Here is a 13,600-nt window from a genome sequence, read left to right on the forward strand (position 1 = left end):
CCGGGGGTGGCGCATTCCGCGTGCCCGGGGGTTGGCCGGTGGTGGTGCTCGGCCGTGCGGGGGATGTAACCGGGGCGGCCTGCCGGATGTTCCCGGCGGCTCGGCGCACTGGGACTCGACGGTCTCGGTGGCCGGCCACCTCGGGGTCTGCCAGGTATAACGACCCGGGCCGGCGGCCGATTCCGCCCCGGAGGTAGCCCCGACAACCCGACACTGACCGCGAAACCGGACAACCAGCCCAGCCGGCGAACGGACACGGCGGACGAGGCGGCGTGATCGACTCGGGTTCACAGAAATCGCGGTATCCGAGTGTCGGGGATGGCCCGACATCATGAAAGTCGAGTGTCATGTCGGTCCACGCCGTTCTGCGCCCGGACGGGGTCGACTCGGAGGCAGAGCGTCGCGCGGATTGGCCCGGCCAGCACCTCGCCGGCCCGAAGGGCACCGAGGTCGAGGCGCCCGTCGGGGCAGCGCGGCGGCGGCCAGATCGACGGTACGCAGCACCGGAGGACAGCGCGGGTTCCAGCACAAGATCGTGCTGGAACCAGGAAACAGGCCCCTCCCGACGTGACGAGACCACTACATCCAGGATCGAGCACGATCACGCTGGGCGCGACGGCGGGTACGGGGTGAGGCGGACGGCCCGGTATCGGGCAAGGCGCGACGGCCGGTATCGGGCAGCGGGGATGGTCAGCGCGGACCGGATGGAGGCGGCGGCTGAGTCGAGGATCAGGACGTGGCGGGGTCGGTCTCTGGCACGGTGCGCTGAGTGGGGATGGTCGGGGTGCTCGGCCAGGGGACCTCGGGTGCGCGGTGGAAGGTGATCCCGGCGGCCGCCCAGCGCGGACCCTGACCGGCCAGCCGGTCACGGAAGTCGGCCCAGTCGTGGGTGGCCCGGGGTGACCAACCCAGCTCGGCGATGGCGGGGAGTCGGGGCAGGAGCAGGAACTCGATGTCGGCCAGCGAGGTGACCGACTCGGTCCAGAGCGGGGCTTCCACCCCGAGAACGGCGGTGGCGGGCACCTCGGCGACGTGTGTGCCCGGATCCCAGTCGTACGCCTTGCGCACGTCGATCAGGCCGGCCCAGTCGTGGCCGATCGGGGTGTCCGGGGCGTACTTCATGTCCAGGTAGGCGTGGTTGCCGGGGGAGACGACGAGTCGGGCGCCCCGACGGACCGCGTCGGCCGTGGTGGGGTCGTCGGCGTTCGTGCCCCACCACTGGAGGACCCGCCCGTCGAGGTGGGCGGCCGGTGCGAGCTGGTGCCAGCCGACGACCGTCTTGCCGAGGTCGGCCACGATGCGCTGGACCCGCTCGACGAAACCGGTGTAGACCTCACCCTTGACCTTGAACGCCTCGTCGCCGCCGATGTGCAGCAACGGCCCGGGGGTGAGTGCGGCCACCTCGCCCAGCACGTCGGCGACGAAGTCGTACGTCCGTTCGTCGGCCGGGTCGACGTAGCTGAAACCGACCTCGGTGCCGGTGTACGGAGGAGGCGCGATCTTGTCTGGTGCCAGCTCCGGGTACGCGACAAGCGCCGAGTTGGTGTGCCCGGGGAGGTCGATCTCCGGGACGACGGTGATGTGGCGGGCGGCGGCGTAGGAGACGATCCGCCGGTAGTCCGCCTTCGTGTAGTGCCCCCCGGGGCCGCCACCGACCTCGGTCGTCCCGCCCACGGAGGTCAGCCTCGGCCAGGAGTCGACGGCGATCCGCCAACCCTGGTCGTCGGTGAGGTGCAGATGCAGGTGGTTGAGCTTGTAGCGGGCCAGGTGGTCCACCACGCGCAGGACGTCCTCGACGGTGAAGAAGTGCCGTGCGACGTCGAGCATCGCGCCCCGGTACGGGAAGCGGGGGGTGTCGGTGATGGTCCCGCCGGGCAGCGCCCACCGTGCGGTGACCGGGGTCGGGCTTTCGATGGCCGGTGGCAGCAGGTGGCGCAGGGTCTGCACGCCGTAGAACAGGCCGCTGGCGGTGCCGGCGGTGAGGCGTACCCCGTCGCGGGCGATGTCGAGCCGGTAGCCCTCCGCACCGAGGTCGACGGTCGCGTCCAACACCAGCGCGATGCCGTCGACCCGCTCCGGCGCGTCGGTGGACGGCGGCGCAGGCGTGACGGCGTCGGTGGCCGGCAGTGGACGGGAGGCGGCGTGGACGACCGGCAGCGGGTAGCCGGTGGCTGGGCGGAGCAGCTCGGCGAGTTGCGTGGCGACGGCCAGCGCGGCGGGGTCGGCGCTGACCACGATGACCGCTTCGGCCGGGAGCACCCAGTCCTCGGTCGGATCCGGCTGGACCTGCGCGGGGGCGGGGACGACGTCGGCCAGCCGATGCGGGGCCGACGGGGTGAGCAGGTCGCCCGCCGCCCGTTCGGCGGCCTGGGCCAGCCTGGCCGGGTCCGGTTCCCGCGTCGGCAGCGGCACCTCGCCGGTGGCGGGGGCGGCGGTGGGGCCGGGGGAGGGAATGGTCGACACGGCGGCGACTCCGGGGGGTGTATTCGCGTCGGTTATGGCAAAAGCGAGGTTCACCGGCTGGCGTGTCGTCAAGCGTACGACGCTCGGCCGGGATGCGTGATGGTGCGCATGGAAGCGTTCCCAAAAACCGGTACGAACACGGATAGTCGTGATGGCTGTGCCAATTGTCACCGAACGGTCCCAGGTCGCCCGATGTTCGCTTAACCTTCGCCCACCGATCGGCGTCGACCCCGGGATTGCCGGCGGTCCGTCCCGGGGTAGGAAAAAACTGAACCTTCGTTAAGTGTCCATCCGGCGCGTGTGTGGAGGCTTTGGTGGCAGCGCAAGGAACCGTCGATCACAAGTACGTCTACGACTTCTCCGAAGGCAACAAGGACCTCAAGGACCTGCTCGGCGGCAAGGGGGCGAACCTCGCCGAGATGACAAACCTCGGCCTGCCCGTTCCCCCCGGCTTCACCATCACCACCGAGGCCTGCCAGGCGTACCTCGCGACGGGACAGGAGCCGGACGGGCTCGCCGATCAGATCGAGGCGCACCTGGAATCGCTGGAGCGCGCGATGGGCAAGCGCCTCGGCGACCCGCAGGATCCGCTGCTGGTGTCCGTCCGCTCCGGCGCCAAGTTCTCCATGCCCGGCATGATGGAGACCGTCCTCAACGTCGGCCTCAACGACCAGAGCGTGGAAGGACTCGCACGACAGGCCGGCGGCGCGGGCGATCAGGCCGCCTCCGGCGGCAACGACAGGTTCGCCTGGGACTCCTACCGCCGCCTGATCCAGATGTTCGGCAAGACCGTCTGCGAGGTGCCGGGCGAGGAGTTCGAGCACGCGCTCGACGAGATCAAGAGCGCCAAGGGTACGCAGAACGACCTCGACCTGGACGCGGACGACCTGCGCGGGCTGGTCGACGCGTACAAGAAGATCTTTGTGAAGCACACCGGTCGGGAGTTCCCGCAGCAGCCGCGTGAGCAGCTCGACCTCGCGATCCGGGCGGTCTTCGAGTCGTGGAACGCCGAGCGCGCGGTGCTCTACCGTCGCCAGGAGCGCATCCCGGCCGACCTCGGCACCGCGGTCAACGTGGTGACCATGGTGTTCGGCAACCTGGGTCCCGATTCCGGCACCGGTGTCGCGTTCACCCGTGACCCGGCCAGTGGCGCGCAGGGCATCTACGGCGACTACCTGGCCAACGCCCAGGGCGAGGACGTGGTCGCCGGCATCCGCAACACGGTGCCGTTGCAGGAGTTGGCGCAGCTCGACAGGTCCTCCTACGAGGAGCTGCTCGGCATCATGGCCCGGCTGGAGGAGCACTACAAGGACCTGTGCGACATCGAGTTCACCATCGAGCGCGGCAAGCTGTGGATGTTGCAGACCCGGGTCGGCAAGCGCACCGCCGCCGCCGCGTTCGTCATCGCCGGGCAGCTCGTCGACGAGGGCCTGATCGACCTGGACGAGGCGTTGCACCGGGTCAACGGCGCACAGCTCGCCCAGCTCATGTTCCCGCGCTTCCAACTCGACCACGAGTTCGAGGCGGTCGCCACGGGCATCGGCGCGTCACCCGGCGCGGCGTCCGGCACCGTGGTCTTCACCTCCGCGCGGGCCGTCGAGCTGGCGGCCGAGGGGAGGTCGGTGATCCTGGTCCGCCGGGAGACCAACCCGGACGACCTGAACGGCATGATCGCCGCGCAGGGCATCCTCACCTCGCGCGGCGGCAAGACCAGCCACGCCGCCGTGGTGGCCCGGGGCATGGGCAAGACCTGCGTCTCCGGCGCCGACGAGATCGACGTGAACGTGCCGGCGAAGCGGTTCACCGTGGCCGGGCAGACCGTCGACGAGGGTGACGTCGTGTCCATCGACGGCACCACCGGCAAGGTCTACCTCGGCGAGGTGCCGGTCATGCCGTCGGAGGTGGTGCAGTACTTCGAGGGCAGCCTCGACCCGGAGCACATCGACAACGCGCTGGTGCGGGCCGTACACCGGATCATGACGCACGCCGACGGGAAGCGGCGGCTGGCGGTCCGCACGAACGCCGACACCGGCGCGGACGCGGCCCGGGCCCGGCGCTTCGGCGCCGAGGGCATCGGGCTGTGCCGCACCGAGCACATGTTCCTCGGCGACCGGCGGGAGTTGGTCGAGCGGCTGATCCTGGCTCGTGCCCCGGGTGAGCGGGAGGCGGCGCTGGCGGCGCTGCTGCCGTTGCAGCGGGCCGACTTCGAGGAGATCTTCCGCGAGATGGACGGCCTGCCGGTGACCGTCCGGCTGATCGACCCGCCGCTGCACGAGTTCCTGCCGCCGCTGGAGCAGCTCGCCGTCAACGTGGCGGTCGCTCAGGAGCGCGGCGAGGACGTCGCCAAGGAGGAGGCGCTGCTCGCCGCCGTCCGGCGGATGCACGAGGAGAACCCGATGCTCGGGCTGCGGGGCGTCCGCCTCGGTCTGGTCATCCCCGGCCTGTTCGCGATGCAGGTCCGGGCCATCGCCGAGGCGGCCGTCAGCTGCGCTCGCGGCGGCGGGACGGCGAAGCCGGAGATCATGGTGCCGCTGGTCGGGGCCGTGCAGGAGTTGGAGACGGTCCGCGCCGAGGCCGAGAAGATCATCGCCGAGGTGGTCGGGGACAGCGGGGTCGAGGTGCTGATCGGCACGATGATCGAGGTGCCCCGGGCCGCGTTGACCGCCGGGCAGATCGCCGAGGCCGCCGAGTTCTTCTCCTTCGGCACCAACGACCTGACCCAGATGGGCTGGGGTTTCTCCCGGGACGACGTCGAGGGCGCGTTCTTCTGGCGCTACCTCGAGCTGGGCATCTTCGGCATCTCGCCGTTCGAGTCGATCGACCGCGACGGCGTCGGCCGGCTGGTGCGGATCGCCGCCGAGGAGGGGCGGGCCGCCCGTCCGGGCCTGAAGTTGGGCGTGTGCGGCGAGCACGGCGGCGACCCGGACTCGGTGCACTTCTTCCACGAGGTCGGCCTGGACTACGTGTCCTGCTCCCCGTTCCGGGTGCCGGTGGCCCGGCTGGAGGCCGGTCGGGCCGTGGTGGAGACCGGCGGGTCGGACAGTCGTTGACGCGGGCCGGCGGCGGACCGGGTCACCCGGTCCGCCGCCGGCACCGACGATCAGATCGGCGGGCGCCGCCAGGTCGGCCGGGACGAGCGGCGCAACTGGGTGGGCAGGGTCGCCATCGGGGTACGCACGGCGAGTGGCGCGTGCCCATTCGGAACGGCGGTGGCGCCGCCACCGCCGACACGTGTGTCCAACACCGATCCGGTCCGCCGGGCCACCGCCCGAGCCTCCTGGTGCAGCGTCTCCAGATCCTCCACCGGCGACGCGGTGACCAGGGTCAGCAGGGCGGTGCGCCCCGCCGGGTAGGTCACCACGCAGCCAGCCGTCGTGCAGACCACCGACTCCCGGAACTCACCCCGCCGGACGGTGTCGGCCACCCGGTGCCCGAGCCCGAAACTGGCGGCGGCCAACGCGGCGAGATGGGTGGCGTCGGTGCTGGGCAGATCGCTGGAGATGAGCAACCCGTCGGTGCCGGCCAGCACCGTCCCGGCGACGTCGGGCCGGCGTCGACGCAGCCCGCGTAGCTCCGTACCCACCACCGTGTCTGCGTCCACGAGCTGCTCCCTTACCGGTCGGGATCTGCGTGTCGGTCGGCTCGTCACTTTCCGCGCTGGGAACGCTACCGCTGGCCACCTCCGCCCGCGAGCCTGTAACCCAGGGCGATCGGTCCACAACTCCGGGCCGATCGGCGGTTGTGGACGATTCAACGACGCGTCGGGGGCACGTCGACCAACCGTGACGGGCGTAACCTTGGCTCGCTCGCAAACGGCTGATTGCGTACGCCGTCGAACGGGAAAGGTGACTGAATGACAAGCGTCTGGGAGAACCTGACCGTCGACGCCCGCGATCCGGGCCGGCTGGCCCGCTGGTGGGCTGAGGCGCTCGGCTACCAGGTCATCAGGGACACTCCCGACGAGGTGGAGATCCGCCAGTCCGCGGACCGCCTGCCCGGCCTGGTCTTCGTGCCGGTGACCGAGGGCAAGGACCGCAAGAACCGGCTGCACCTCGACCTGCGCCCCGCCAACCGGGAGGCCGAGGTCGAGCGGCTCGTCGACATGGGTGCCCGGCACGTCGACATCGGCCAGGGCGACGTCGAGTGGACGGTGCTGGCCGATCCGGAGGGCAACGAGTTCTGCGTCCTGCGTGAGCGCGAGGAGTGAGCCGGTTTTGCGAGCCCCGCAGTCGCGAACACCGGCGGCTGCGTGAGCGCGAGGAGTAAGGCGGGCGCGCCGGACGCGCGGTTGGTGCGCGAGGCGCCCAAGGACACCGGGCACCGCCGGTCACCGTACGAGCGCGATCGTGCCCGGGTGCTGCACTCCGCGGCGTTCCGGCGGCTGGCCACCAAGACCCAGGTGCACACGGCCGGCACCGACGACTTCCTGCGTACGCGGCTGACGCACTCGCTGGAGGTGGCGCAGATCGCCCGGGAGATGGGTGCCCGGTTGGGCTGCGACCCGGACGTGGTCGACGTCGCCGGGCTCGCCCACGACCTCGGGCATCCGCCGTTCGGGCACAACGGCGAGTCCGCTCTGGACCTGCTGGCCACACCCTGCGGTGGCTTCGAGGGCAACGCGCAGACGTTGCGGGTGCTGACCCGGCTGGAGGCGAAGGTGCTCGCCCCGGACGGCTCGCCCGCCGGCCTCAACCTGACCCGGGCGTCGCTCGACGCGATCGGCAAGTATCCCTGGCCGCGTCGCCCCGGGCAGCGCAAGTTCGGGGTGTACGCGGACGACGCGCCGGTCTTCGGCTGGATCCGGGCCGGTGCGCCCGGCGACCGGCGCTGCCTGGAGGCGCAGGTGATGGACTGGGCCGACGACGTCGCGTACTCGGTGCACGACGTGGAGGACGGCATCCACGGCGGGTACGTCACGCTGGGTCCGCTGCTCGCGGACGCCGACGAGCGGGCCGCGCTCTGCGCCGACGTGGCCGCCGCCTACTCCGGCGAGTCCGCGGCCGACCTGGCCGAGGTGCTGGTGGACCTGCTGGCCGACCCGCTGCTCGCCCCGCTCGCCGGGTACGACGGCAGCCACCGCGCCCAGGTGGCGCTGAAGGCCACCACCAGCGGACTGACCGGCCGGTTCGTCTCGGCGGCGGTGGCCGCCACCGAGGAGCGCTCCGGTCCCGGCCCGCACCGCCGCTACGACGCCGATCTGGTGGTGCCGAGGCTGGTCCGGGCGCAGTGCGCGCTGCTCAAGGGCATCGCCCTGCGGTACGTGATGCGCCGTTCCGGTTACCGGGGCCGCTACGAACGACAGCGGACGATGCTTGCCGAGGTGGTGGCCGCGCTGCTCCGGCACGCCCCGGACGGGCTCGATCCGATCTTCGCCCCGCTGTGGCGGGCGGCCCCGGACGACACCGCCCGACTGCGGGTGGTGATCGACCAGGTCGCCTCGCTCACCGACCCGGCGGCGGTGACCTGGCACACCCGCCTGACCGGTAGGAGCGCACCGCCGACCGACCACGAGCCAGCTTAGGCTAGCCTAACTGACATGACGGAACGTCCCAGGAACGTCACCTCGGCCCACGTGCTGCGCAGCGAGCGGCCCACCCCGCACCTGATCCGGCTCGTCCTCGGTGGGGACGAGATGGTCGGCCTGCCGGTCGGGGAGTTCACCGACCACTACATCAAGCTGGTGTTCCCGCAGCCCGGCGTCGCGTACCCGCAGCCGTTGGACCTCGCCGCGATCCGCCGGGACCTGCCTCGGGAGCAGTGGCCCCGGCTGCGCGCGTACACCGTGCGGCGGTGGGACCCGCTGGCCGAGGAGCTGACCGTGGACGTGGTGCACCACGGCGACGAGGGGTTGGCCGGCCCGTGGGCCGCCGCGCTGCGTCCGGGTGACCCGGTGCACTTCGTCGGCCCCGGCGGGGCGTACGCGCCGAGCCCGGACGCGGACTGGCACCTGCTGGTCGGCGACGAGAGCGCCCTGCCGGCGATCGCCGCCGCGTTGGAGCGGCTGCCGCTGGGCGCGCCGGCCCACGTCTTCGTGGAGATCGGCGACCCGGCGGACGAGCAGAAGCTGCTCAGCCCCGGCGCGGTCGAGCTGACCTGGTTGCACCGGGGCGACCGCCCGGTGGGCGAGGCGCTGGTCGCTGCGGTACGCGCGCTGGAGTTCCCGAGCGGGCAGGTGCACGCGTTCGTGCACGGCGAGGCGGCCTTCGTCCGGGACCTGCGCCGACTGCTGCGCGGCGAGCGGGGCGTGCCCCTCGACCGGCTCTCCATCTCCGGTTACTGGCGACGCGGCATGGACGACGAGGGCTGGCGCTCCACCAAGGCCGACTGGAACAACCAGGTGGCAGCCGAGGAGGCCACCGCCGCCTGAGGGTCGTTCAACCCTCCTGCGTCTGGTTCGACTCCCGGGCGCTGGTGAGTCGTCGGCTGAGCAGCACGGCGTACCCGACGATCGCCGCCGCGAGCAGGGACAGCATCAACTTCGGCTCGTGCACCGTCGCGGTGATCAGGCTGACCGAGAGCACCCCGTAGGCGGCGATCGCCAACCGGGCGCGGCTCGGTCGGGTCCACAGCCAGTACAGGGCCAGGCCACACAACGTCCAGATCACCATCGACGCGCCCAGCAGCAGCCGCAGCTCCAGCGGCAGGCGGGCCGCGTTGTCGTCGACAAGCCGGACCACCTGGCCGAGCGACCAGCCGAGCAGCAGCAGCGCGCCGCCGAGGGGAATGTGCAGGAAGCTGTACGCCTGCCCGCCGCGTAGGCGGCTCTGGAGGAGTCGGGTGGTGACGAATGTGGTGTAGACCCACCAGACGGCCGCCGGGATCAGGAAGGCCATCGCGGCGGTGAGGATCATGTGCGGCGGAGGGTGGTCCGGCACCGCGAAGAGCAGGCTGGCCAGCGCGCTGCCGAGCACGATGATGGTGAACTGGCCGATCCGTTCCGGCAGGTGCCGGTTGTCCACCGGCCAGCGGTTGAGCCAGCGGACCCCGACCCACGGCGTGGCCAGTTCGATGACCATCGCGACGATCCACAGGACGGGACGCAGCTCGGTGGGCGCCATCAGCGACACCAGCCAGATCAGCCAGCCCGACCCGAAGCCGATCAGGTAGACGGTCGTCACCAGGCGGGCCATCGGGCTGGTCGGACGGGCCCGCAGGTACAGCAGGAGCAGCACGCCCCGCACGATCAGGTAACCGACCGGCAGGAGCACGCTCTCCGGCACCTCGTCGACCCCGAGTGTCATCGCGCCCGCGCCGACCAACGCGACAAGCACCAGCAGTCGGTGCGGCGCGTCGTCCGGGTCGAACCGGGTGTCGTAGTAGACCTGCCCCAGCCAGGCCCACTGGATCACCACGAAGAGCCCGATCACGGCCAGCACGGCCGTCGGCGACGGGCTCGGCTCGTTGCCCAGCCGGGCCGCCACCGCCGCCAGCGCGTACACGAAGATGAGGTCGAGGAACAGCTCCAGCCAGGTGGCGTGCCGGTGGCCGGCCTCGTCGGTCCGCGGGGCCAGTCCACGCAACCCCATCCGGCTGGCCAGCCAGTTCGGTACGTGGGGGGCTCCGGTCCGTACCCTGCGCATCTGGTCATGGTCCCCGGGCGGACCCGGCCCGCGGGCCGGAACCGCCCAGCCGGTCGGTGGTGGGGGTCACCGGCGCGGCCGGTGACCCCCGCGGTGGTGCCGGGTCAGCCGAGGTTGGCCCAGGTGGACCAGGGGCCGCTGGTGGTGGTCTGCCACATGCTGTAGAGGCTGCCGTTGCCGCCGCCGACGAACACCTGGAGTCGTCCGTCCGCGTTTGTGGCGACGGCCAGGTCGGTGGTGAGGCCGTTGCCGCCGAGGCTGGTCCAGTCGGAGAACGGGCCGTTGGCCGTGGTCTGCCACTTGTGGTAGAGCTTGCCGTCGCCGCCGATGGCGAACAGTTCGATCCGGCCGTCGGTCTTGGTGACGGCCTTGATGGCGTGCAGGTCGGTGCCGTCGAGGTTGGTCCAGGCCGACCAGGGGCCGCTGGTGGTGGTCTGCCAGATGCTGTAGAGGCTGCCGTTGCCGCCGATGACGAAGGCTTGCAGGCGTCCGTCGGCGTTGGCGGCGATGGTGAGGTCGGTGGTGAGGTCGTTGCCGCCGAGGCTGGTCCAGTCGGCGAACGGACCGTTGGCCGTGTTCTGCCACTTGTGGTAGAGCTTGCCGTCGCCGCCGATGGCGAACAGTTCGATCCGGCCGTCCTTCTTCTTCACGGCACTGAGCGAGCGCAGGTCGGTGCCGCCGAGGTTCGCCCAGGCCGACCAGGGGCCGCTGGTGGTGGTCTGCCAGACGCTGTAGAGGCTGCCGTTGCCGCCGATGACGAAGACCTGAAGGCGTCCGTCGGCGTTCGTGGCGACGGTGAGATCGGTGGTGAGGTCGGTGCCGCCGAGGCCGGCCCAGTCGGCGAACGGCCCGTTCGGGGTGGCCTGCCACTTGTCGTAGAGCTTCGAGTCGCCGCCGATGGCCAGCAGCTCGATCCGGCCGTCCGGCTTGGTCACGGCCGTGGGGGCCTGGAGGTCGGTGCCGCCGAGGTTGGCCCAGTCGCCGAACACGCCGTTCGCGGAGGTCTGCCAGGTGCTGTACACCGCACCGGAGCCGCGGGTCTGGAACGCCTGCAACCGGCCGTCGGCATTCAACGCCGCCGTCAGCGATCGGGCGGCCGGCCGCCGGGTGCCCCACTGGCCGAAGTCGATGGCCCAGGCCTCGTTGCGGTCACAGTCGGCCCCGCCGATGGGCACGCCGTTCTCCACCTGCCGCAGCTGTGCGCGGCTGTCCCACTGACCGGACGACCACGCGTACGTCTGCCAGCCCCAGCGAATCTTGCCGGCGTCGAAGAGTCGCTTGATCACGTAGTAGCCGCCGTAGGCGCCGACCCGCGCCCGGCCCAGCACCGAGGCCACTCCGTCGAAGTACGCGTTGATGGCGGGCTGCTGCGACGCCGAGGCGTCGAAGTCCACGCTGAAGTAGATCGGCCTGCCCGCCGGCATGCCGCAGGCCAACGCCTGGCTGTGCGCCTTGGTGGCGTTCTCGACCCCCTTCGCGTACCCCAGCAGCGCCTCACTGGCGGTGTACTCCCAGTTGGAGACGATGTCGATGCCGCCCGCGATGAGGGCGTCCGCCTCGCTCCGGGTGAGATTCTTGCCGGTGGTGCTGTCGCTCAGATATCGGCAGGCGAAGGTGTAACCGCCGGCCTGGAGGGCGCTGATGCTCGGGCGACCCCACGAGTAGTCGACGCCGCGGCGCAGGGCGGCCGCGGCCGCCGGGGATCCGAAGCTCAGCCCGGTGACGCCGCCGGCAGCGATGGCGGCCAGACCGGCCAGCACGCCGCGTCGGGAGATCTGGTTGGACAGGTGCGGTGCGGAGGAAACACGCATGGGAAGTTCCTTTCCAAGGGCTACCGGGGCGTACGAGGGCGCGGCTCCGCCGAGGGGCGGACCGGGAGTCTGCGGTGGAGCGGGGGTCACCGGCCGCGCCGGTGACCCCCGCGGTGGTGCCGGGTCAGCCGAGGTTGGCCCAGGTGGACCAGGGGCCGCTGGTGGTGGTCTGCCACATGCTGTAGAGGGCGCCGTTGCCGCCGACGACGAAGACCTGGAGTCGTCCGTCGGTGTTGGCGGAGATGGCGAGGTCACTGGTCAGGTCGTTGCCGCCGAGGCTGGTCCAGTTGGAGAACGGCCCGTTGGCCGTGGTCTGCCACTTGTGGTAGAGCTTCGAGTCGCCGCCGATGGCGAACAGTTCCATCCGGCCGTCGGTCTTGGTGACGGCCCGGACGGCGCTCAGGTCGGTGCCGTCGAGGTTGGTCCAGGCCGACCAGGGGCCGCTGGTGGTGGTCTGCCAGATGCTGTAGAGGGCGCCGTTGCCGCCGATCACGAAGACCTGGAGGCGTCCGTCGGCGTTGGCGGAGATGGCGAGCTCGGTGGTGAGGTCGTTGCCGCCGAGGCTGGTCCAGTCGGCGAACGTGCCGTTGGCCGTGTTCTGCCACTTGTGGTAGAGCTTGCCGTCCCCACCGATCGCGAACAGTTCGATCCGGCCGTCCTTCTTCTTCACGGCGCTGAGCGAGCGCAGGTCACTGCCGCCGAGGTTCGCCCAGGCCGACCACGGGCCGCTGGTGGTGGTCTGCCAGATGCTGTAAAGGCTGCCGTTGCCGCCGATGACGAAGACCTGGAGGCGTCCGTCGGCGTTCGTGGCGACGTTCAGGTCACTGCTGAGCCCGCTGCCGCCCAGGCTGGTCCAGTCGGAGAACGGACCGTTCACCGTGCTCTGCCACTTGTGGTAGAGCTTCCCGTCCCCACCGATCGCGAACAGCTCGATCCGGCCGTCCGCCTTCGTCACCGCCGTCGGCGACTTCAGGGCGCTGCCGCCGAGACTGACCCAGTCGCCGAAGACGCTGTTGGGGGCGGACTGCCAGGTGCTGTGCACCGCACCGGAGCCACGCGTCTGGAACGCCTGCATACGACCGTCCGCGTTCAGCGCCACCGACAGCTTCGTGGCCTGCGGCTTCGCGGGAGTCGTCGGGGAGGTGATCAGACCGGTACGCCGGATCGGCTTGAAGCTCGACAGGTCACCCGAACTGTTGAAGCCCAGGTGGCCAAAATTGCTGTTCTTGTACGGGTTCTGGACCGTTTCGTCATCAGTGTTGAACGAATAGACGTAGGCGCCCTTGCCGTGGTCGTTCCGATCCGCCCAGAACGCGAACAGCTCTATGTGGCCGGACCGTACCATCGCGTCGCCGGGCTGCCAGTCGTCTCTGCTCCCCAGCGTGTACCAGCGGGAGTTGGACCCCTGGAAGTCGCCTGTGACGTAGCTCGTGTTCAGGTGCCAGGCCATCGACACCAGACCGGAGCAGTCGCGCCGGTAGGTCTTGTCCCCGTCCACATCGCTCGCCCAGGTGCCGGTCTGCGTGTACGTGATGCCGCGCTCCACCCAGTCCTGGGCCCGGGACAGGACCTCGTTGCGACTGATGGGGCCCTCGATTTCGGAGGCCTGGGCGGGGGCCGGTGACAGGCCGACCAGTCCAGTGGCGATCATGGCCAGTGCGCCGATGATGCTGCTCGCTCGCCGCGTACGGCGGATTCCTGACTGCACAACTTTTCCCTTCGAGGTGGATGAGTGCCGGGCGGTGA

9 protein-coding genes are annotated in these 13,600 nt (G+C 71.0%); 4 read left to right on the plus strand and 5 right to left on the minus strand.

Going from position 1 to position 13,600, the window contains the following annotated elements; genetic code table 11:
* Positions 1-729 precede the first annotated feature (729 nt).
* Positions 730-2,412, minus strand: coding sequence for a beta-N-acetylhexosaminidase (locus tag AB0O48_RS24415; protein ID WP_365068765.1), 1,683 nt, complete (start codon positions 2,410-2,412; stop codon positions 730-732).
* 365 nt (positions 2,413-2,777) lie between these two features.
* Between AB0O48_RS24415 and ppdK the strand changes: the two genes are divergently transcribed.
* Positions 2,778-5,513, plus strand: a complete 2,736-nt coding sequence (ppdK, locus tag AB0O48_RS24420; RefSeq protein ID WP_357244588.1) for a pyruvate, phosphate dikinase — start codon at positions 2,778-2,780, stop codon at positions 5,511-5,513.
* A gap of 50 nt (positions 5,514-5,563) precedes the next feature.
* Here the strand turns inward: ppdK and AB0O48_RS24425 are convergent, their stop codons facing one another.
* A complete protein-coding gene (locus AB0O48_RS24425; protein ID WP_357244591.1) occupies positions 5,564-6,064 on the minus strand; it encodes a roadblock/LC7 domain-containing protein in 501 nt (166 codons plus the stop codon).
* Between the two features lie 252 nt (positions 6,065-6,316).
* Between AB0O48_RS24425 and AB0O48_RS24430 the strand changes: the two genes are divergently transcribed.
* The 3 genes from AB0O48_RS24430 (at position 6,317) to AB0O48_RS24440 (ending at position 8,830) form a co-directional block, all read left to right on the plus strand.
* Positions 6,317-6,670, plus strand: a complete 354-nt coding sequence (locus AB0O48_RS24430) for a VOC family protein (protein ID WP_357244594.1) — start codon at positions 6,317-6,319, stop codon at positions 6,668-6,670.
* Positions 6,671-6,751: 81 nt separating this feature from the next.
* Positions 6,752-7,984: a deoxyguanosinetriphosphate triphosphohydrolase gene (locus tag AB0O48_RS24435; protein ID WP_357245181.1), complete on the plus strand. Its 1,233-nt coding sequence runs from the start codon at positions 6,752-6,754 to the stop codon at positions 7,982-7,984.
* A 15-nt stretch (positions 7,985-7,999) separates the two neighbouring features.
* Positions 8,000-8,830, plus strand: a complete 831-nt coding sequence (locus tag AB0O48_RS24440) for a siderophore-interacting protein (protein ID WP_357244597.1) — start codon at positions 8,000-8,002, stop codon at positions 8,828-8,830.
* Positions 8,831-8,837: 7 nt separating this feature from the next.
* Here the strand turns inward: AB0O48_RS24440 and AB0O48_RS24445 are convergent, their stop codons facing one another.
* The 3 genes from AB0O48_RS24445 to AB0O48_RS24455 all read right to left on the minus strand — a co-directional run bounded on the left by AB0O48_RS24445 (position 8,838) and on the right by AB0O48_RS24455 (position 13,562).
* On the minus strand, positions 8,838-10,043 hold the full coding sequence (locus AB0O48_RS24445) for a low temperature requirement protein A (RefSeq protein WP_357244600.1): 1,206 nt from the start codon (positions 10,041-10,043) through the stop codon (positions 8,838-8,840).
* Between the two features lie 104 nt (positions 10,044-10,147).
* Positions 10,148-11,854: a glycoside hydrolase domain-containing protein gene (locus AB0O48_RS24450; RefSeq protein ID WP_365068533.1), complete on the minus strand. Its 1,707-nt coding sequence runs from the start codon at positions 11,852-11,854 to the stop codon at positions 10,148-10,150.
* A gap of 124 nt (positions 11,855-11,978) precedes the next feature.
* The gene (locus AB0O48_RS24455; protein WP_365068535.1) at positions 11,979-13,562 is read right to left on the minus strand and encodes a hypothetical protein; all 1,584 of its coding nucleotides are present in this window, start codon (positions 13,560-13,562) and stop codon (positions 11,979-11,981) included.
* Between the last annotated feature and the right edge of the window lie 38 nt (positions 13,563-13,600).

The organism is Micromonospora sp. NPDC085948, from assembly GCF_040686315.1.
In the GTDB taxonomy this organism is placed as follows: domain Bacteria; phylum Actinomycetota; class Actinomycetes; order Mycobacteriales; family Micromonosporaceae; genus Micromonospora.

Coding starts and splice junctions, on each gene's coding strand:
- AB0O48_RS24450 (WP_365068533.1), bottom strand. CDS start 11,854: ATGCGTGTTTCCTCCGCACCGCACCTGTCCAACCAGATCTCCCGACGC.
- AB0O48_RS24440 (WP_357244597.1), top strand. CDS start 8,000: ATGACGGAACGTCCCAGGAACGTCACCTCGGCCCACGTGCTGCGCAGC.
- AB0O48_RS24430 (WP_357244594.1), top strand. CDS start 6,317: ATGACAAGCGTCTGGGAGAACCTGACCGTCGACGCCCGCGATCCGGGC.
- AB0O48_RS24445 (WP_357244600.1), bottom strand. CDS start 10,043: ATGCGCAGGGTACGGACCGGAGCCCCCCACGTACCGAACTGGCTGGCC.